The 18,469-nt window shown below is 71.3% G+C and carries 16 protein-coding genes and 1 tRNA gene; 7 read left to right on the top strand and 10 right to left on the bottom strand.

Translation table 11 applies throughout. The features are described 5' to 3' along the window. Window positions 1-164: 164 nt before the first annotated feature. Window positions 165-1,754, top strand: coding sequence for an adenosine deaminase family protein (locus ACWV17_RS10345; RefSeq protein ID WP_455359455.1), 1,590 nt, complete (start codon window positions 165-167; stop codon window positions 1,752-1,754). Window positions 1,755-1,805: 51 nt separating this feature from the next. Here ACWV17_RS10345 and haaN read toward each other — a convergent pair whose 3' ends face one another. From haaN to ACWV17_RS10320, 5 genes are all read right to left on the bottom strand, one after another. Then, a complete protein-coding gene (haaN, locus tag ACWV17_RS10340) occupies window positions 1,806-2,279 on the bottom strand; it encodes a cyclophane-containing RiPP N-acetyltransferase HaaN (protein ID WP_455359389.1) in 474 nt (157 codons plus the stop codon). Between the two features lie 34 nt (window positions 2,280-2,313). Further along, window positions 2,314-3,465, bottom strand: a complete 1,152-nt coding sequence (locus ACWV17_RS10335; protein ID WP_455359388.1) for an FxsB family cyclophane-forming radical SAM/SPASM peptide maturase — start codon at window positions 3,463-3,465, stop codon at window positions 2,314-2,316. A gap of 13 nt (window positions 3,466-3,478) precedes the next feature. Then, entirely contained in the window at window positions 3,479-3,673 is a 195-nt protein-coding gene (gene haaA / locus ACWV17_RS10330; protein WP_455359387.1) for a HaaA family cyclophane-containing RiPP peptide, read from the bottom strand. Between the two features lie 209 nt (window positions 3,674-3,882). Beyond that, window positions 3,883-6,654: a cyclophane-containing RiPP biosynthesis TPR protein HaaT gene (gene haaT / locus ACWV17_RS10325; protein WP_455359386.1), complete on the bottom strand. Its 2,772-nt coding sequence runs from the start codon at window positions 6,652-6,654 to the stop codon at window positions 3,883-3,885. 197 nt (window positions 6,655-6,851) lie between these two features. Further along, a complete protein-coding gene (locus ACWV17_RS10320; protein WP_455359385.1) occupies window positions 6,852-7,460 on the bottom strand; it encodes a PASTA domain-containing protein in 609 nt (202 codons plus the stop codon). 206 nt (window positions 7,461-7,666) lie between these two features. On the opposite strand from ACWV17_RS10320, the gene ACWV17_RS10315 reads away from it, so the two are divergent. Further along, window positions 7,667-8,074 (top strand): hypothetical protein, encoded by a 408-nt coding sequence (locus ACWV17_RS10315; RefSeq protein ID WP_455356137.1) that lies wholly within the window; start codon window positions 7,667-7,669, stop codon window positions 8,072-8,074. Window positions 8,075-8,221: 147 nt separating this feature from the next. Here the strand turns inward: ACWV17_RS10315 and ACWV17_RS10310 are convergent. Beyond that, window positions 8,222-8,296 (bottom strand) — tRNA-Val (locus ACWV17_RS10310). Between the two features lie 183 nt (window positions 8,297-8,479). On the opposite strand from ACWV17_RS10310, the gene ACWV17_RS10305 reads away from it, so the two are divergent. The 4 genes from ACWV17_RS10305 to ACWV17_RS10290 all read left to right on the top strand — a co-directional run bounded on the left by ACWV17_RS10305 (window position 8,480) and on the right by ACWV17_RS10290 (window position 11,643). Next, the gene (locus ACWV17_RS10305; RefSeq protein WP_455359384.1) at window positions 8,480-9,244 is read left to right on the top strand and encodes a DUF4097 family beta strand repeat-containing protein; all 765 of its coding nucleotides are present in this window, start codon (window positions 8,480-8,482) and stop codon (window positions 9,242-9,244) included. A gap of 72 nt (window positions 9,245-9,316) precedes the next feature. Next, complete coding sequence (locus ACWV17_RS10300) at window positions 9,317-10,684, top strand: hypothetical protein (RefSeq protein WP_455356284.1); 1,368 nt, start codon at window positions 9,317-9,319, stop codon at window positions 10,682-10,684. A gap of 121 nt (window positions 10,685-10,805) precedes the next feature. Beyond that, window positions 10,806-11,372, top strand: a complete 567-nt coding sequence (locus ACWV17_RS10295) for a DUF4383 domain-containing protein (protein ID WP_455356283.1) — start codon at window positions 10,806-10,808, stop codon at window positions 11,370-11,372. A gap of 43 nt (window positions 11,373-11,415) precedes the next feature. After that, window positions 11,416-11,643 carry an FmdB family zinc ribbon protein gene (locus ACWV17_RS10290; RefSeq protein ID WP_455356282.1) on the top strand — a complete coding sequence of 76 codons (228 nt, stop codon included), beginning with the start codon at window positions 11,416-11,418 and terminating at the stop codon, window positions 11,641-11,643. 62 nt (window positions 11,644-11,705) lie between these two features. Here the strand turns inward: ACWV17_RS10290 and ACWV17_RS10285 are convergent, their stop codons facing one another. Genes ACWV17_RS10285 through ACWV17_RS10270 form a run of 4 tightly spaced genes read right to left on the bottom strand, consistent with a single transcriptional unit; the run spans window position 11,706 to window position 17,456 of the window. Then, window positions 11,706-12,365, bottom strand: a complete 660-nt coding sequence (locus ACWV17_RS10285) for an O-methyltransferase (protein WP_455359383.1) — start codon at window positions 12,363-12,365, stop codon at window positions 11,706-11,708. Beyond that, the gene (locus ACWV17_RS10280) at window positions 12,331-13,239 is read right to left on the bottom strand and encodes an HAD family hydrolase (protein WP_455359382.1); all 909 of its coding nucleotides are present in this window, start codon (window positions 13,237-13,239) and stop codon (window positions 12,331-12,333) included. The genes ACWV17_RS10285 and ACWV17_RS10280 overlap by 35 nt, the downstream gene beginning before the upstream one ends. Next, window positions 13,236-16,292: a phosphoribosyltransferase gene (locus ACWV17_RS10275; protein ID WP_455359381.1), complete on the bottom strand. Its 3,057-nt coding sequence runs from the start codon at window positions 16,290-16,292 to the stop codon at window positions 13,236-13,238. Before ACWV17_RS10275 ends, ACWV17_RS10280 begins: the two co-directional genes overlap by 4 nt. After that, the gene (locus tag ACWV17_RS10270) at window positions 16,293-17,456 is read right to left on the bottom strand and encodes an HpcH/HpaI aldolase/citrate lyase family protein (RefSeq protein WP_455356278.1); all 1,164 of its coding nucleotides are present in this window, start codon (window positions 17,454-17,456) and stop codon (window positions 16,293-16,295) included. 186 nt (window positions 17,457-17,642) lie between these two features. Here ACWV17_RS10270 and ACWV17_RS10265 point away from each other — a divergent pair, with 186 nt between their 5' ends. Continuing rightward, window positions 17,643-18,464, top strand: a complete 822-nt coding sequence (locus ACWV17_RS10265) for a TerD family protein (RefSeq protein WP_455359454.1) — start codon at window positions 17,643-17,645, stop codon at window positions 18,462-18,464. Window positions 18,465-18,469 lie beyond the last annotated feature (5 nt).

The following is an 18,469-nucleotide window of genomic DNA, read 5'->3' as shown; positions in this document are numbered from 1 at the left end:
AGACCCCCGGGGTCAGCCGGGCCGGGCCACCCGGTCGGGTGATCCGCCCGGATTCGTCCGCCTGTTGCCGCGCCCCGCCCCGCCGCACACCGCGAGGATGCGGCGTGATCTTCGTACACCCGCATTCCGCGCACCCACATCCCGTACACCGAGGCCGTCGCGCGCTGCCGCCGCTCACCCGCGGCGGTCTCGCCACAGTCGCCGCACTCACCGCACTCGCCCTCCTGCCCGCCCTGCCGGCGGCCGCCGCCCCGCCGCCGCTGACGCCTCCCCCCGTCCAGCCCGAGCCCACAGCCGCCGAGCAGCGCGTCTCGGCGCACCTGGACGCCGTCCGCCAACGGCCAGAAGCGCTGCGCGCGTTCATCCGGGACCTGCCCAAGGGGGGTGACCTGCACAACCACCTCTCCGGGGCGGCCTCGACCGAGCTGCTGATCCGGCTCGCGGCCGCCGACGGGCTGTGCATCGACACCAAGACACTGACGGCGGTCCCCGCCCCCTGCGCGGCGGGCACCCGGCCCGCCACCGACGCCGTGACCGACCGCGGCTTCCGGCGGCAGGTGATCCGCGCCTGGTCGATGCAGGACCTCCCCGCGGGCGAGAACGGCCACGACCACTTCTTCGCCACCTTCGGCAGATTCGGCGAGGTGGCCTGGCGCAACCGCGGAAAGCTGCTCGCCGAGGTGGCGAACTCGGCGGTCAAGCAGAACCAGTTCTACCTGGAGACGATGGTCTCCCCCGCCTCGACCGAGGCCCGGGAACTCGCCGACGCCGTCGGTTTCGACGAGGACCTGGACCGGATGCACGACAAGCTCCTTGCCGGCGGCCGCCTGGACGCGGCGGTGCAGGCGGCGCGCAAGGAGGCCGACGCGGCCGACGAGCAGTTCCGCGTGGCCGCCCACTGCGACTCGGCCCGCCCCGATCCGGGCTGCGCGCTGCCGGTCCGGTGGATCTCCCAGGTTTCGCGCGGCAGCTCGCACGAGCGCGTCTTCACCCAGATGGCGCTCGGCATGCGGCTGGCGGAGCGCGACCCGCGGTTCGTGGCCGTGAACCTGGTCCAGCCGGAGGACTGGGACAGCTCGCTGCGCAACTACCGGCAGCAGATGCGCATGCTCGACCACCTGCACCGCGAGTACCCCGACGCGCACATCACCCTGCACGCCGGCGAACTGACCCCCGGCCTGGTCAAGCCCGAGGACCTGTCCTTCCACATCCGCGAGGCGGTCCTCACCGGCCACGCCGAACGGATCGGCCACGGAGTCGACGTCCTGCACGAGGACAACCCGCAGCAGCTGCTGCGCGCGATGGCGGCCCGGCGGGTGGCGGTGGAGGTGCCCTTCACCAGCAACGAGCAGATCCTCGGCGTCTCGGGCGACGAGCACCCGTTCATGACGTACCGCCGGTACGGCGTCCCCGTGGTCCTGGCCACCGACGACCCCGGGGTCTCGCGCAGCGACATCACCGCGGAGTACCTGCGCGCGGCGCAGATGTACGGGCTGAGCTACCCGGAGCTGAAGCACCTGGCCAGGGCCTCACTCGACCACGCGTTCCTGCCGGGCCGCAGCCTGTGGCGCGGCAACCCGGCCCGCCTCGGCCACATCCGGGCGGTGCCCTGCCGCGACGACCGCCCCGGAACCGCCACCCCGAGCCGGACGTGCGCGGCCTTCCTGGCGGGCAGCCCGAAGGCGACGGTGGAATGGCGCCAGGAGGCAGCATTCACCCACTTCGAAACCCACCACCGAACCACAACCACCTGACCCCAAAGCCCCGGTCCGCGGCCCGCGCCGCCCCCGGTACGCAGCCGCTCCTCAGCCGGTCCCGGTGTCCACCCGGTACACGATCTTCCCGTCGAACTCCGCGAAGCCGAGGGACCGGTAGAAGGAGCGCGCGTCCGGGTTGTCGCGGTCCGTCATCCACTCGACCCGGCTGCACCCGGGTCGAGCGGCGGCGATGGCGCGGAGTTCGTCCATGAGGCGGGCGCCGACGCCCTGGCGGCGCAGGGTGTCGCGGACGTAGAGCTCCTTGAGGAAAAGCGAGTGGGACGACCCTGCCGCCGGCCAGAGGAACGAGTAGGCGGCGAGCCCGACGAGCTCTCCTGTCTCGTCCTCGACCAGAAGGGCCGAGGCCAGCGGCGGGGAGCCGAAGAGCGCTTCCTCCACCTGGGACTGGCGCTCATCGAGGTGCTGGATCTCGGTCGATCCGTAGAACCGCTCGATTTCCTCGATCAGTTCGGCCACGGGGCGGATGTCGCCCTTTTCCGCAGGGCGGATCGTCACGCTCATCGGCATGTATCTCCTGTCGTCATACGTTCGGGTGTCACCAGGTACCAGCCGGTGTCACCAGGTTCCAGCCGTGCTGCCGCAGAGAAGCCTGGACGCGTCGGATGAGGTACTCCAGGTCCGTGCAGTAGACGGAGGGGTTCCGGTATCCCCTTGCCGCACTGAAGCGGTGCGGGAGGTAGCCTCCGCCGCACACCTCGACCAGCGGACAGCTCCGGCACTGCTCAGCCAGGGCGTCCTTGCCGTACTGCCGGTGCGCCATCTTCGGGTGGTGGAGGGCCTCGTCGAGGGACTCGTTGAAGACATCGAGCCCCAGCCTGGAGGCGCCTTCCTCGACGGAGCGCAGGGTGTCCACGCCCTCGATCGTGCCGTCCGACTCGATGACGACGCAGCCGGACGGGGTCAGTCCGAGGGTGTCCACCGCGCCGCGCGCCCCGGAGCTGAGGGCCACGATGTCTTCCAGCATCCGTACGCTGTGCCGGTACTCGGGCCGGGCAAGCCAGGCGTCGTAGACACGGCTCATCCAGAGTCCGTACTCGGGGATAGCGGAATCGATGCGGAGGGGTGGCTCGTCATGGGTCCCGTGCGGAAGACCGAAGTCGATCACCGGGGGTTCGAACGACGCCAGATAGTCGTGCACCTCCACCGGGTCGTTGGCCAGGTCCACGACCGCCAGCAGACCCGCGAACAGGTTCGGCCGTGAGCGCAGCATCTCGATGCCCCGTACCGCCGAAGCGGCGCTCGACCGGCGGGCGTGAGTCAGACGGTGCCGGTCGTTCGCGGCGGGCGGTCCGTCGAGGCTGACTCCCACGGTGACCGCGAACCGTTCGAACAGGTCGAGCCAGGCCTCGGAGATGAGTGTGCCGTTGGTCTGGAGTTCGAAGCGGACGGCCGTGCCCGGCGGAATGCCCTCCTGGATCGTGCGCAGCAGGTCCGCGAGGTGCCGGGGTCCCGCGAGCAGCGGCTCGCCGCCGTGCAGCACGACATGTACGGTCTCCAGGCCGTACTTCGTCACGTGCTCGGCGATCCTTGCGGCCGCCGCTCGCGCCACGTCGACGCTCATACGTGCCGGCAGGTGCCGCGACGCCTGATCCTTGGAGTTGAAGACGTAGCAGTAGTCGCAGTCGATGTTGCAGCGGTTGGCGACCTTGAGAATGAACGTCCGGAACGGCGTACGGGGCGATGTCATCGAGGGGCTGCGATTACAGCGGCCACGGCCAGATGAGGGACGCCGGGTGACTGCCGCCGTCGGGATTCGACGCGGCCTTCTCGGCCGCCAGGCGGGCCTGCACACGGGCAGCGAGACGGTCCAGGACCACGGCGCCTTCCGGCGCCGCTGCCGCAGCGGCGGAGGAAGCCGCGACCGGCGAGGGGGCAACAGTCGTGCGTGTCTGCATTCAACGCTCCTTGTGTCGTGCGCGCCGGTTCTCGGAAACCCAGGGCCCGGGCGGGTTCGAAGGTGGTTGGTGCGACTTGCCGTTGCAACGTAGCAGCCCACGACGGGCCGGCGGCACACCGAAAACTGGCCACGTGGCCTGCTCCGATGCCACGCTTCGGAGGCCCGCCGGAAGGCGGAGTTCCCTGCCGGCCACCAGCAGATCCGGGGTCACGCCTGCGCCACCAGCAGACGTTCGATCTCTGCAGCCGCCCCCGGCACGCCCAGTCGCTCGTACACAGCGAGCGCTCCACGCAGTGACTCCTCGGCGCGATCGAGCCCCTCGACCGTCAGGTCGCACCGGCCGATCCCCTCCAGGGCCCGTGCCTCCTCCAGCGGGCACCTGCTCTCCCTCGCGAGCTGCAACGCCTGACTGAAACACGCTCGGCCGGCGGCCGGATCCCCCGCGGCGCACATCAGCCGCCCCGAGTGGTTCAGTACGTCCGCCTCAGCACACCGGTCGCCCAGCTCGCGAAGAAGCTCCAGGCTCCGCCCGAACGCTGCTGTGGCGCCCGCCCGGTCCCCCACGGCCCCTCGTGCCGCACCCAGTTCACCCAGTGCGGCGGCCTCACCGCCGCGGCTGCCGAGCTCCCGGTAGAGGCTGAGCGCCTCCTCCTGCGCGGTGACCGCCTCCGGCGCACGCCCTGCCAGGCGTTCCAGTACGCCCAGATGCCGGATGCTGTTGGCCCGCCCGAACTGGTCGCCCAGCTCGGTGTAGTGATCGAGTGCCTGGGTGTGGGCTTCGCGCGCGCCCACGTCGTCGCCGGTCAGCCGACGCACCACGCCCATCTCGTTGAGGGCGTATGCCTGGTGAACCCGGTCGTCCAGTTCCCGGTAGATGTCGAAGGCCTCATGATGCCGCCGGGCAGCCAGTGCGTACTCCCCCATGAGGCAGTGCACGACGCCGAGATCCCGTAGTGAATTCGCCTCTCCGTACCGGTCGTTCAACTGGCGAGAGATCGACAATGCCTGCGTCTGGGTCTCCACGGCGGCATCGAGTCTGCTGGTCTGCCGACGCACCATGCCGAGATCCGCCAGTGCGTTGGCCTGACCGAGCCGGTCCCCAAGGTCGCGGTAGATGGCCAGGGCCTCTGTCTGCGCCTGCGCGGATGCGTCGTTGTCCGCCGTCATGTACTGGACGATGCCGACCTGGTTGAGGGCATTGGCCTTGCCGCGCAGGTCGCCGACGGCGTCGTAGTGCGTCACCGCCTCGTTCAGGATCTCGGCAGCTACCGCGTAGTGAGCCATGAAGCGGCGTACGACCCCGAGCTCGGCCAGCGCATCGGCCAGTGCCTGCCGGTCGCCGGTGCGCCGGGCTGCGTCCGCGGCGGCGCGGTGAAGGCCTGCAGCCTGGTCCCAGGGACCCGCCTGTCGCAGGAACGGGGCCATGGCCGCGGCGAGCCGAATGACCGTGTCATGCAGCGCGAGGCTGTTCGCCTGCTCGATACAGGCCAGTACGGTGGCCCGCTCGTGCTCCAGCCATCCCAGGGCGACGTTCCGCGTCTCCAGGGCCGGTGTCTCGGGGCGTGACGTCCCGTCGGAAACGGGCGGAGGGGGTGCGACCGCGACCGCACCGCCGCGGGCGAGGTGTCTGTTCGCGTTCGTGAGAGCGGTCAGGTAGTAGGTGCACACGCGCTGGACTGCCTGAGTGTGATCCATGCCGTCTCCCTCGTCGGCGAGAGCGCGGGCGTAGTCGCGTAAGAGGTCATGGAGCCGGTAGCGGCCGCCGGGGTTCTCGTCGATCAGATGGTCGTCATAGAGGTCATCGAGGTGGCGACGCGCTGAGGACACCGGGATGGCGCCGAGCGCAGCACCGGCGTACACGTCGATATCCGTACCCGGGAAGAAGCCCAGGCTCCGGAAGAACCGCTTCCGATCCGGCGGAAGATCCTGGTAGGAGAGATCGAATGTCGCGGCCACCGCGCGATCTCCGGCCCGCATTTCCCCCAAGCGGCCGCGTGCCTCGCGCAGCCGCCCCAGCAGGTCGTCGGCGCTCCAGGACGGATGGTGCCGCAGGCGGGCGGCAAGCAGCGAGACCCCGAGCGGGAGGCAGCCGCAGAGGCGCACCAACTCCTCCAGTACGGCCGGGTCGAAACTGCCCGCCGGCCGTCGGCTGAGCTGTGTGAACAGCGAGATCGCGTGATCGGGTGGCAGAGCTTCCACCGCCAGGACCACCTCCTCGTGCGCCGCCAGCCGCTTGCGGCTCGTCACCAGGACGAGGCAGCCGTTTCCGCCGGGAAGCAGTGGCTCCAACTGCCCATAACTGGCGGCGTTGTCGAGGATGAGCAGCGCCTTCTTGTCCGCCAGCCGGGTCCGCCACATGGCAGCCCTCGCCTCCGTTACCACCCCCGCGTCGTCGCCCACCGGGATCCGCTGCGCGGGCACCCCGGTGGCCGCCAGCAACGAGGCCAGCGCATCGGTCGCCTCCACCGGGTTCCGGCCCGGGGTGTGACCGTTCAGGTTCACAAAGAGCTGCCCGTCGGGAAACCGCTCCGAGAGCACGTGGCCGGCGCGGACCGCGAAGGCCGTCTTGCCGACGCCGGGCATCCCGTCGATCACATGGACCGGCAGCGGCTCCCCGTTCTCCTGAGAAACGTCCACCGAGTTCAGCAACCGCTCGAGTTCCACGGAACGGTTGGTGAAGGCCGCGGTGTCCCGCGGCAGCGAGCGCAGCACCAGAGCCGCACCGGGCGGCCCCGCCCCGTCGTCCGGCCGTACCAGCGGCTCCGGGCCGTTCTCGGACGTTCCGGAGTCGGCGAGGGCGGCGAGCAGCGCCGTCAGACCGACCATCACCGCACCCACCAGGGCGAACGACAGCCATGGATGCCGCTGGATCCAGCCGAGCCAGGACGGCCAGTGCGACTGCTCCGAGACGGCATTGGTGACGAGCCCGACCAGCATGGTCGTCGCCGCACCACCGCCGGCGAGGACAGCGATGGCCACGCCCCGGCGCATACTCATGCGGGCACCGCCGCCGAGCATGCGGGGCGCAGATCCGACTGGGACACGTATGTTCTCCCATTGAGACGACGCGACTGTACTCAACTACCAAGCGCACCAGCATAAGTGACTGTCAGTCAAGTACATACTCCGGCGCCCGGTCCGGACACGCGAAGGGAAGCGCGGGGGGCGGGAGCGGTTCAGCAGTCCTCGTCGAACTTCACCGCGTCGATCACCACGGGCCGGCCGTCGAGCTTCGCGCCTGCCGCCGGGCTCAGGCGGCAGACCTTCCAGTTGGATTCGACGAGAATGAGCCGGTCCAGTTCGGTGCTGTCCCGCACGCTCAGACTGGTGCTCGAGGGCAGCGTCTGCCGGGCCACCTTCACCGACTTGCCGACCAGGTCCGGCATGGTGTCGCCTGCGGCCTCGGGCTCACCGGCGTCGGACGCCGGGCAGGCCTCTTCCAGCTTGACGGCACCGAAGTCGACGGTGACGTCCGTGGCATGGGTGCCGGGCTGCGGGGTCTGCGTGCAGACCTTCCAGTTCCGGTCGAGCGCTTGCAGACGGCCGCGGCCGAGCGCGTCGTGTGACGTCAGGCCGTAGAACCCGGCGGCCTGCGCTTCGTCCTGCGCGGCCTGGAGGCCTTTGCCGACGAGGCTGGGAAGCACCGCGGTCTCGGCGGCCGGGGAAGCGGTAACCGATGGCGCCGCCGGCTTGTCGCCGGGTACGGCCGGCTTGTTGTCGTTGCAGGCGGTGAGGCTGAGAACGGCGGCGGCCGCGAGCGTCGCAGCAGTGGTGAGGGTGCGCATCGACCAAGGATCGCGACCAGCGGCGCGTTTGGTGGCGATGTGTCCTACCTGTAACCCGGTGTTCCTCGCCCCATCGGGCACGCATCGGGCACAGGCTGTAGGCGATGAGGCAGGCATGAGTAGATCACGATCGTGGCTGAACTACCCGGGGAAAGTTGAGTACTTGCGCTCTGGTCGGTTCTGGGGTGAGCCGGAACGCTTGGGCCATGCGACAACGACTAATGAAACTCGTTCCCCAGCTGTTGGTCCTCGTGCTGGCTGTGGTGACGCTAGCGGTGTGGGCTGCCTGGCTGGGCTGGGACCAGCATCGTGACGTGCAACCTGACGGCACGACGACCGGCCCGTACGAAGCGTGGCAGGTCATCGGGCTGGTGCTGACCCTGCTGGCGCCGGTGTACTGGGCGGCATCCCGGCGCTACAGCGCAGGCGCTGTGCTCGGCATCACGGTCGGTCTGACCGTTGCCGCCTATTACGACTGGTCGGACGACTCCAGCGGCCTCTTTATGGTCGGCGTGGGGATGGTCATGGTGGGGAGCCTCGTCGTGACCGCCGCCGTTTCCGCCGTGATCGCCTCTGTGAAACGAGGCCAAGGCCCCCCGACGGTCGCCGCTTAGCTGGGTGCGGCGCCCGGCGGTTGCCCACGATGAACATCTACGCCCACGTCGTCCAGGACACACAGCGTGAGGCAGTGAGCCATCTGAACCGGATGCAGATGTGGATGTCAAAGGCCCCCAGCCGTGATCGGCTGGGGGCCTTCCCACTGGTGGGCGCGGACGGTTTCGAACCGCCGACATCTGCTTTGTAAGAGCAGCGCTCTACCCCTGAGCTACGCACCCGTGGATGAGTGGACAGCCTACCTTGCACCGGCACCACTGACGCAAACCCGTCTGCCGGGCGGGGGCTAGCCCCACCCGGGATTCGGTGGGCGGCCGGATCCTGGTCCGGCGGGGGCGTTCTTAGGGTCGACCTTGGGCTCGGCACACGGCCGCGGCGCCCGTTGATGATCTTGGGGGATCACCATGGCTCTCCGTACGCGTACGCTCCTCGCCGCCGGCGGGGCCCTGGTGGCCGCGCTGGTGGTGACCGGGTGTGGTTCCGGTTCCGCCGTGTCCGACGACAAGGAGCCGGAGACCCGCGCGTTCGCGCTGAGCGGCACGACGCTGACCGTCGACTCGGACGGCTCCGACATCGAGATCGCGCCCGCCGACGTGAAGGAGCTGGAGGTGACCCGGTGGTTCAGTGGGTGGACCGCGCTCGGGGAGGATCCGAAGGTGACCTGGGCCCTTGACGGGAGCACGCTCAAGCTGCGGACCGAGTGCGACGCGCTGATCAACGACTGCGCGGTCAAGCACCGGATCAAGGTGCCCCGGGGCGTCGTCGTGAAGGTGGTGGACGACAACGGGAGCGTGGTCGCGTCCGGGTTCGACAACACGCTCACGGTCCGTACGGACAACGGCGACGTCACCGTCAAGGACGTCAGCGGCGCGCTGGACCTGAAGACGGACAACGGGAATCTGCGGGTCAGCGGCGTCACGTCCCCGCAGGTCGTGGCGCGGTCCGACAACGGGGACGTCCGGCTGGCACTGGAGAAGGTGCCCGGGCGGGTGGAGACCGCGACCGACAACGGGGACGTGACTGTCGAGCTGCCCCGGGCCGCGTACAAGGTGACGGCCGAGAGCGACAACGGGGACGTCGACGTCAAGGTGGACCGTAGCGAGAGCAGTGCGCACGTGGTCACGGCCCGGAGCGACAACGGGGAAGTGACGGTGCGAAGCGCGAACTAACCGGCCCGTGTGTTCGTCCTTACCTGGTGGGAGAATGACCGGGCAGGGCGGACACAGCACGGGAGAGGGATTGTGACGGCCAGACGCGCGCAGCCGTACACGAAAGTGGGTGCTGTCCGGGGTGTCGTCGAGCTGATGCTGCTGCCGGTGCTGCTTCCCGTAGTGCTGTCGGCCGCCCTTCCCCTCGCCGTCGCCGGCGGAGGTACGCGGCGCTGGTTCGGCGGGCGGGACGACAGTCGGCGGGCCGAAGCGCAGGCCGCGAAGGACGCCGCGGCCGCCGCCTTCTACGAGCTGGACACGGCGCAGCGCGATCTGCGGATCTCGATCGAGACGATCACGGCAGTGGACAGTTCGCCCGGGGCCCGCAGGGCCGTGGAGGACTTCGCCGCACTCGGCCGCCGGATCGACGAGGTGAGCCGCGGGTACATCACCGCCGTCGACGCGCACGATCTGGACCGGGACGGTCTGGAGGCGTCCGTCGCCGTCCGGGCGCGGGCCGAGCTGGACCGGGCCAAGGACGAGTTGGTACGGGTCAAGGGGGAGCTGGACCGCTTCGCGCAGGGGCTCGGGCCGCTGCTGGACACGGCCGAGACGCAGCTCGCCCGGCTCGCCCCGGCGGTCGAACGGGCGCGACAGGCGCTCCTCGCCGCGAGCAATGCTCTCGATTCGGTCCGCCAGTCCGGAATGCGGGCGGACGATCTGGCCGCGCGGCTGGCCGCCCTCGCCCCCGAACTGACCAAACTCAACCAGGGCGCGGGCCGGCACGGCGTATCGGAGACGCTCCAACGCGCCGACCGGGTACTACGTGACGCGGAAGCCATACGGACCGAGGCCGAGCGACTCCCCGAGCGCGCCGCCGAGATCGACCGCCGCCTCGTCTCGCTCAGGACGCGCGCGCAAGCCCTCACCACCCGGACCGGCCAGGTCGACCCCGTCCTCAGCGAGCTGCGCCGCCGCTTCACCGCCGCCTGCTGGCAGGACCTGCAGCCCGTCCCGGAGCATGCGGCCGGGGCGGTACGGCAGGCGGAGGAGAAGCTGCGCGAGGCGGGGAAGGCCCGCGAGGAGCAGCGCTGGGCGGACGCGACCGCCCTGCTCAGTACGGTCAGGGCGCTGCTGAACTCCACCGACGAGGCGGTCTCCGCGGCCGGCGACCGGCTGCAGCGCCTCAACGCCGTGTCGAAGGATCCGCAGCAGGAGATCCAGCGCACGCGCTTCGCGATCCGCGACGCACAGCGGCTGGCGATGGCCGGCCGCAACACCCCCGACCCGCGGCACGCCCGGCCCCTCGACGACTCCGTGGCCCGGCTGGAGCGCGCCGTCACCGGCCTGGAGGGCCGGCACCCCGACTACTGGCACTTCCTGACCGAGACGGAAGCGGTACGGCGGGCCGCGGCGCGGGTCGTGGCCGACATCCGCGAGGAGCGGGGTGCGGGGAGCTGAGCGGCGACGGGTGAAAGAGGGAAAGGGAGGGACGGGCAGGACTGAGTTGTCGCCCGTCGAGCGCGGGCGGATCCTGGAAAGACGTGGTTCGCACGGCTGAGCGCTGAGCAAGGAGGCCGAGATGGCCGGCCAGGTACTCCACTCCCATCCCCGCCGCCGCATTCGCCTCGACGAGCATCTGCCCGTCGATCACCGCCTCAGCCAGTTCTACCGGGTCGGCGCCGGCCTGATGGGCCTGGTACTGGTCGCGTTCGGCATCCTCGGGCTGATCAACAGGATCGGCATGTTCGACACCGGCGGTGACACGGTCGCGGGCCTGAACACCAACGGCGCGCTGAGCGTGCTCTCCATCTGCGTCGGCCTGCTGCTCTTCGCCGGGATGGTCGTCGGCGGCAACTTCGCCTCCAGCCTGAACATGATCCTCGGCATCGCCTTCATCCTGAGCGGCTTCGTGAACATGGCGCTGCTGGAGACGGACTTCAACTTCCTTGCCTTCCGGATCCAGAACGTGCTGTTCAGCTTCGTGGTCGGCCTGATGCTGATGTTCTTCGGGATGTACGGGCGGGTCGGCAGCGCTCTGCCGCACGACAACCCGTACTGGCGAGCCCGTCACCCGGACCAGGCAGCCCGTGAGCAACGGGAGCTGGCCGGATCCGGGGCCAGGAGGAAGCGGCTGACGTCCGCGTAGGCGGCGCGCCCGCGTCGGCGCGGGCAGCGGATAGCCTTGGCCCATGCCTCGTTACGAATACCGCTGCCGGACCTGCGACGACACCTTCGAGCTCAGCCGCCCGATGGCCGAGTCCTCCGCGCCCGCCGCCTGCCCCGGCGGTCACGACGACACGGTCAAGCTGCTGTCCGCCGTCGCGGTCGGCGGGAGCCGGTCATCGGCGCCCGCCCCGAGCGGCGGAGCGGGCGGCGGTGGCGGCGGGGGCTGCTGCGGAGGCGGCTGCTGCGGCTGAGCCCGGCGCGCCGCCCCGCGGCCCCCCACCCGGCCCCGCCTCCGGCACCCCACAGGCCCCGGCTACCGCTTGCGCGAGAGCGTCAGCCCGTCCGCGACCGTCAGCATCACGCTGTCCATGCGCCCGTCCGCCGCGACATGCGCGTTGAACTCCTTGATGGCCGCCGCGGCCCCGGTGGCCCCGGGGTCGGTCACCGCGCCGTGGAACAGCACATTGTCCGTGACGATCAGCCCGCCCTGCCGCATCCGCGGCACCAGCTCCTCCCAGTACGCGATGTAGCTGCTCTTGTCCGCGTCCAGGTACGCCAGGTCGATGCGCGGCTCGGCCGGCATGGCTCGCAGCGTCTTCAGCGCCGGCGCGATCCGCAGGTCGACCCGGTCCGCGACGCCCGCCTTCGCCCATGCCTCGCGTCCGTACGCCGTCCACTCCTCCGACACGTCACAGGCGATCAGCGTGCCGTCGGCCGGCAGCGCCTCGGCCATCGCCAGCGCGGAGAAGCCGGTGAAGGTGCCGATCTCCACCACCAGCCGCGCCCCCGTCAGACGGACGAGGAACGCGAGCAGCGGGCCCTGCTCCTCGGCCGACTGCATGCCGGCGTGTTCCGGGAGCTGCGCGTAAGTCGTGGCGACCAGCTCGCGCTGGACGTCGCTCAGCGGCGGATTGTGGGCGAGCATGTACGCGTACAGCTCATCGGTGATCTTCGTGGTGTTGCCCTTGCTCATGTGCGCACTCCCGGACCAGGGCCGCGGCGCGGCCGAATTCCCGCAGGATCTCCTCCCCCGCCGCGACGCCCTGCTGAGGCAGTACGGTGAGGTGCGGCGCCTTCCAGCCGGCCTCCGCCAGCTCGCCGTGGCCCGGGCGCCAGCCGCGGTCCGCGGCCATCAGCAGGTCCGCGTCGAGCAGCGAGTCGCCGGCGGCGAGGGTGAGCGTGGCGCCGGTGCGGCGCGCCACTTCCCGTACGGCCGCGCTCTTCGTGAGCGGTTTCGGTACTGCGTAGATCTTGCGTCCCTGGAGCGAGACCGTCCAGCCGAGCGGCTCCGCCCACTCCCCGAGTTCCTTGACCCAGTCCTGGGGCAGCAGGGCACGCTCGACGACGAGGTACGCGAAGAGGTCCTCCGCGATCCGCTCCTTGCGCAGCCACACCGGGTCGGCCGTGGCGGTCAGGTGCGCGCGGATCTCATCCAGCGGAGCGCACTGGTCGGCCAGGGTCGCAGCCACCTGGGAGCGCCAGTCCTGGTCGGAGACACCGTCGACGAGGATGTGCCCGCCGTTCGCGCATATCGCGTACTTCGAGGAGGTGCCGGGCAGCCGGATGCGCAGGTACTGCTCGCGGGTGCGGGTCGTCGTCGGGACGAACACCGTGTCTGCGGTGAGCTGTGTCAGGAGCTCCACCGCGCTCTCCGTCATGTACGACAGCGGCTTGCGCTCGTACACCTCGACGCAGAGCAGGCGCGGCGCCTCCGCGTCGGGCATGGTCAGGCCGAGCGCGGCAGCCGAGTAGATCAGCGTACGGTCGAGGTCGCTGGCGATGAGTGTGCGGTGCGGCGCGGGGCGCCCCGCTGCGGGGGCGGTGGCAGGCGACGGGAAGACGCTCACTGGGCAGCCACCGCCCTGCCGTCGGCCCCCGTCGCACCACGCGTGTACTTGGGGTGGATCAACCCCACGCAGGTGTAGGGCAGTTCGACGACCTCCTCGACCGGTACGCCGCGCTGCTCGGCGAGCAGCCGCACATGGTCGAGGTCGGCACCGGCTCCGCGCTTGGCGAGGATCTTCCAGGGCACGCGGCGCAGCAGGACGCGGGTCGTCTCGCCGACGCCCGGCTTGACGAGGTTGACGTCGTGGATGCCGTACTCCTCGCTGATCCGCTCGACGGCCGCCCAGCCCTCCCAGGTGGGCGCGCGGTCCGTCGCGAGCAGCTCCTTCACGTCGGCGTCGACGGCGTCCGTGACCTCGTCGAAGCGGGCCGCGACGGAGTCCAGGAAGTGCCCCGAGACATCGGCGCCGGCCAGCTCGCGGTAGAACTTCGCGCCGTGGAAGTCGTCGGGACCGACGAGGTCGGCGCGCAGGACGGTACGCGATATCAGCCCGGAGACGGTGGAGTTGAGGCACGCGGAGGGAATGAGGAAGTCCTCGCGGGTGCCGTACGTACGGACGCAGCCGCCGGGGTCGGCGAGGACCGCGATCTCGGGGTCGAAGCCGTCGAACTGCGCGAGCGCGTCGGCCAGTTCACGGGTGATCGCACCCTTGCCGGTCCAGCCGTCGACGAACACGATGTCGGCCGGGTCGTGGTGGGCGGCGAGCCAGCGCATCGCGGTGGTGTCGATGCCGCGTCCGCGCACGATGGAGACCGCGTAGTGCGGCAGGTCCAGGCCGTGCCGGTACTGCGCCCAGCGGCGCATCAGTACGCCGACGGGGGTGCCGGCGCGGGCCAGTGACACCAGGACCGGGCGGGGCGACCGCTCGGCGAGCACGGTCTCGGTGACCGCGCCGACGGCCCGCGCGATCCGGGCCGCGGATGCCTCCAGGGCGGCGTGGAAGAGCTCCTGGTACGCGGCGGTCGGCTGGTACTCGACGGGCAGCGACTCGGCGTAGTGCGCGCCGCCTGCCTGGATCGCCTCCTCGCGCTCCTCGGTGGGGGCTTCGAGTTCCACGTCGGAGAGGTCCTGGAGCAGCCAGCCGACCTCGTCCGGGGCGTACGAGGAGAAGGCGGGGCCGCGCAGGGGCTCGGGCATCGACGGCTCCTGCCGTTGAGAAGCGTGCGGAGATGTGTGCGGAGATGTGTGCGCTGGTACGTACGAGGGGACGACGGCCAGCACCACACGCGGCGCGTGGGCGGCGAGCTGGGCCAGCAGGCCGTCGGGGGCGTGCAGTTCGGGGGTGTCGGCGGTGGAGTCGACGACGGCCACGATGGCGTCGAAGCCGGCACCGGCGACGTTGTACGCGTAGCGCTCGCCGGGGCCGTCGGCCGGGGCGTCGTGCGCGGGGAAGACGATCCGGCTGCGTATGGCGTACCCGGGGTCGTCCACGGCGAGGACGGGTGACCGGGTGGTGGTCGAGTACCGCACCTCGGGTACGGCTCCGGCGCGCTCCAGGGCGTGGGCCAGCCTGAGCGGGGCGTACATCAGCTCCTCGAAGCCGAGGACGAGGACGCGGCGGGGCTGGGCGGCCGCCGTGGACGCGCGGAGCGCGTCGGCGATGCGCGCGGCCATGTGCGGCAGCGCGGCCTCCAGCTCCGCGCGGTGCGCGGGCGTGAACCCGTGCCGCCCCCCATCGGGCAGGCCCTGGGGCCACCCGAGCTCGACCCGCTCACAGGCGCCCGCGGGCCCCGCCCCGGCTCCACCCGGACCACCGGGCAAGCCGTCGTCGGCGACGGCACGCGCCGCCGACGCCTGAGCCCGCCCGCCACCCGCCTCGGCACCAGCGGCCTGGCCACCGGGACCCGCGGCCATAGCGGCGGCCGACACCGCGTGGGCCGCCGCGGCCGACACCTGCTCCGAGTCCGCTCCCGCGACCGGGCGCGCAGAGGCCGACGCCGTGTCGGCCTCGGTGGTCACCGGGGCCGGCGACGCCAACGCCGACACCTGCTCCGCGTCCACCCCCGCCGCCGGGCGCGCAACCGCCGCGTCCCCCGTCCCGGCCGCCGCTCCGGAGCCCGCGGCAGCGGCCGTGCCGGCCTCCGTGGTCACCGGGGCCGGCGACACCAAGGCCGACACCTGCTCCGCGTCCACCCCCGCCGCCGGGCGCGCAGAGGCCGCCGGGCGCGCAACCGCCGCGTCCCTCGTCCCGGCCGCCGCTCCGGAGACCGCGGCGGCCGTGCCGGCCTCGGTGGCGACCGCGGCCGCGGTCCCGGAGACCGCCCCCGCGGCCTGCGCCGCCGGCGTGTCCGCCGGTTCGGGCGCCTCCACCGGCGCCGAGCGCAGCGCCGCCGCCTCCTGTTCCGCTACCAGCCGCTGGCCCTTTTCCAGGACTCCCTCCGGGAGCCGGACCGTTCCGCGGGCCAGGGTTATCAGGTCTATCCGGGCCGGCAGCTGCGCGGCCAGCGTCTCCAGGCGGTTCAGGTCCGCCGGAGAGCGCATGTCCACCAGGGCGACCACGACGTACCGCTTGCGCGGGTAGCGCTCATGCAGGGTGCGGATCGTGTTCAGCACCGTGTTGCCGGTGGAGAACTCGTCGTCCACCAGGACCAGCGTGCCGTCGCCGGCCAGCAGGCCGGGATCCTCGGGCAGCAGCAGATGCGAGGTCGCGTGCGAGTGCGACTCCTCGAAGCCGCCCGCCTGCGCGACGCCGGCGACCGGGCGGCGGGTCGAGTGCAGGTACGGCGCGAGGCCCACGCCGTCCGCGACCGCGTGGCCGAGGCCGGTCGCCGTCTCGGCGTATCCGAGCACGACCGCGCGCGCCGCCTCCGCGTCGCCCAGCAGCTCCCGCACCCGCTCGCCGAGCGCGAAGCCCGCGTCGTACACGACCGCGGGCGACTGCGGCACGTGCTTGCCGAGCACGTTCGACACCAGCAGGTGCGCGCGCTTGGGATTGCGGCGCAGGGCCAGTCCCAGCAGCTCGCTCAGCCGCTCGTCACCTTCGAGTCCGACGCCGAGCCGCTCCGCGACCCACGTTCCCGACCACACCACGTTGACTATCTCTTCCCTCGTCATTCAGCCGGGGAGCCCGGCCGTGAGCAGTTCCACGAAGCCGACCTCTTCCTTCGCCACGCCGAAGACCTCGGCCCGTAGCAGCGTGCGCTCGGCCCAGGCCCGATGCGGCTTCACTTCATTCATTTTGTTCGTGTAGGCCGAACGAAGCACCCCGCCGCCCTCCCGCTCGGGCCGCAGGATGTCCTGCGCGTCGCTGAACTCCTCGTGACTGACCACCGACAGCGCGTGCACGGGCAGGACGTGCGACGGGTGGATGCAGGTCTTGCCCAGCAGGCCATTGACCCGGTCGAGCTCGATCTCCCTGAGCAGTCCGTCCAGGTCGTGCTCGATGAGCGTGGCGCGCAGCGCCTCCGCCCGGCCCTCCATGAAGGGGCTGCGGCGCAGCTGCGGCTTGAACATGCGCTCCTGGAGCCGGAAGTACTCCCACACCGGCCCGGTGACGGTGAAGCCGGTGCCGTCCGCCCGCCCCAGCATGTTGACCACGTCGGCGATCACCGCCGCGACGATCTGGACGTCGTACGCCGTCATGTCCGGCGACCGGCGCAGTCCGTACGCCGAGCAGAAGTCCGTGACCCCGAGCCGGAGCGCCAGGACCCGCTCGCGGTACTTGTCCACCGTGCGGGCGATTCCGGTCAGCGTCTCGGCGCGCGTTTCGAGATGCAGCAGCTCGGGCGATTCGAGGACGGGCATGGCGAAGAGCCGGTGTCCGCTCGCCGCCTCCGCCGCCGCGAGGGCCTCCAGAAACGGAACGCCACGCTCCTCCGTGAACTTCGGGAGGACGAATCCGGACAGCAGTCGCACCGAGGGGCCGAGCCGCCGCACCAGATCCGGGATCTGCCCCGCCGCGCGGACCCTGATGAAGAGCAGCGGCACCTCCGCGTCGCGCGCGTCGAGGTCGGCGAACTGCCGGACCAGATTCTCCTCGCCGTCGGCCACATCGGCGTCGTCGATCGAATCCTCCAGGCAGAGCACCATGGAGACGACCCCGCGGCCGGCCTGCTTGAGTACGTCGTCGGCGAGCCTGGGCCGGGTGGCGGGACTGTACAGCGTGGCGCCGAGGGCAGCGGCGAGCGTACGGGCCGGGGAGGCGGCGGAGAAAGCGCACGGCTCCCGGTGGAAAAGACCCGCCCGGACGGCAGGCGAAAGATGCCCGAAATGACGCATTTATTTCCCCCGTACTGCCTTGGCGTCCCGATCGGACGTGGCCGGTAATAGTACGTACGAATGCATGTCAAGAGTTCCCCAAACACATGAAATCCAGGTAACCCGCTTGCACCATGCCTATGTCGTGCGCAGAGAACAAGTGCCCCGCGTTGTCCCGACCGAACCAGGGAAGGCAGGATGACCGGCATGACGCACGCGATGCTGAAGGGCTCGAACGTCCCCCTTGATGCCACGGCGGTCAGGGCCGTGCTGCGCTGGACCCCCGGCCCGGACGTCCCGGACGTGGACGCCTCTGCCCTCCTGGTGGGCGCCGACGGCCGGGTGCGGTCCGACGAGGACTTCGTGTTCTACAACCAGCCGCGGCACCCCTCGGGGCTGGTGTGGCGGCTGGGGAAGAAGCGTCTGGCGGACGGCGTGACGGACGCGGTCCAGGCGGACCTCGCTGCCCTCGAAACCGCGGTGGACCGGGTGCTGATCGTGGCCTCCGCCGAGGACGTCCCCTTCGAGCGGGTACGTGACCTGCGCATCCTCGTGTACGACGCCACGGCGCAGGGCAGCGGCGAGCCGCTCGCCTACTTCGACGTACGCCCCGAGACCGGCGCGGAGACCGCGCTGATCTGCGGCGAGCTGTACCGGCGGGGCGACGGCTGGAAGTTCCGCGCGCTGGGCGAGGGCTACTCCAACGGCCTGGTCGGCCTGGCCACGAACCACGGCATCTCGGTGGACGAGGGCGATGGCCAGGGCGAAGCGGCCACGGCACCCGATCAGGCGCAGGTCCCCGATCAGGCGCAGGTCCCCGATCAGGCGCAGGTCCCGGGCCAGGCGCAGCCTGCCTACGGGTACCCGCAGGTGCCGCCGCCGCCCGCCAACCCGCCCGCGTACGGCTACCCCCAGCCCGCCTCGGCGCAGCCCGCGTACGGCTATCCGCAGCCGGCCGCGGCGGCGGGGCCCGCGGCCGACCCCGACTTCATGCTGCCGCCGCAGGGACCGCAGTTCCTCCCCCGCTGACCGGC

The organism is Streptomyces mabaensis (genome assembly GCF_053763515.1).
The sequence above is the reverse complement of the archived record's forward strand: the minus strand, read 5'-3'. Positions and strand labels throughout refer to the sequence as shown.

What these genes read in the sequence shown, in the direction of transcription:
- ACWV17_RS10315 (WP_455356137.1), top strand. Translation starts at nt 7,667, where the DNA reads ATGCGACAACGACTAATGAAACTCGTTCCCCAGCTGTTGGTCCTCGTG.
- ACWV17_RS10305 (WP_455359384.1), top strand. Translation starts at nt 8,480, where the DNA reads ATGGCTCTCCGTACGCGTACGCTCCTCGCCGCCGGCGGGGCCCTGGTG.
- ACWV17_RS10295 (WP_455356283.1), top strand. Translation starts at nt 10,806, where the DNA reads ATGGCCGGCCAGGTACTCCACTCCCATCCCCGCCGCCGCATTCGCCTC.
- ACWV17_RS10275 (WP_455359381.1), bottom strand. Translation starts at nt 16,292, where the DNA reads ATGACGAGGGAAGAGATAGTCAACGTGGTGTGGTCGGGAACGTGGGTC.
- haaA (WP_455359387.1), bottom strand. Translation starts at nt 3,673, where the DNA reads ATGCAGACACGCACGACTGTTGCCCCCTCGCCGGTCGCGGCTTCCTCC.
- ACWV17_RS10270 (WP_455356278.1), bottom strand. Translation starts at nt 17,456, where the DNA reads ATGCGTCATTTCGGGCATCTTTCGCCTGCCGTCCGGGCGGGTCTTTTC.
- ACWV17_RS10335 (WP_455359388.1), bottom strand. Translation starts at nt 3,465, where the DNA reads ATGACATCGCCCCGTACGCCGTTCCGGACGTTCATTCTCAAGGTCGCC.
- ACWV17_RS10265 (WP_455359454.1), top strand. Translation starts at nt 17,643, where the DNA reads ATGACGCACGCGATGCTGAAGGGCTCGAACGTCCCCCTTGATGCCACG.
- ACWV17_RS10285 (WP_455359383.1), bottom strand. Translation starts at nt 12,365, where the DNA reads ATGAGCAAGGGCAACACCACGAAGATCACCGATGAGCTGTACGCGTAC.
- haaN (WP_455359389.1), bottom strand. Translation starts at nt 2,279, where the DNA reads ATGAGCGTGACGATCCGCCCTGCGGAAAAGGGCGACATCCGCCCCGTG.
- ACWV17_RS10290 (WP_455356282.1), top strand. Translation starts at nt 11,416, where the DNA reads ATGCCTCGTTACGAATACCGCTGCCGGACCTGCGACGACACCTTCGAG.
- ACWV17_RS10320 (WP_455359385.1), bottom strand. Translation starts at nt 7,460, where the DNA reads ATGCGCACCCTCACCACTGCTGCGACGCTCGCGGCCGCCGCCGTTCTC.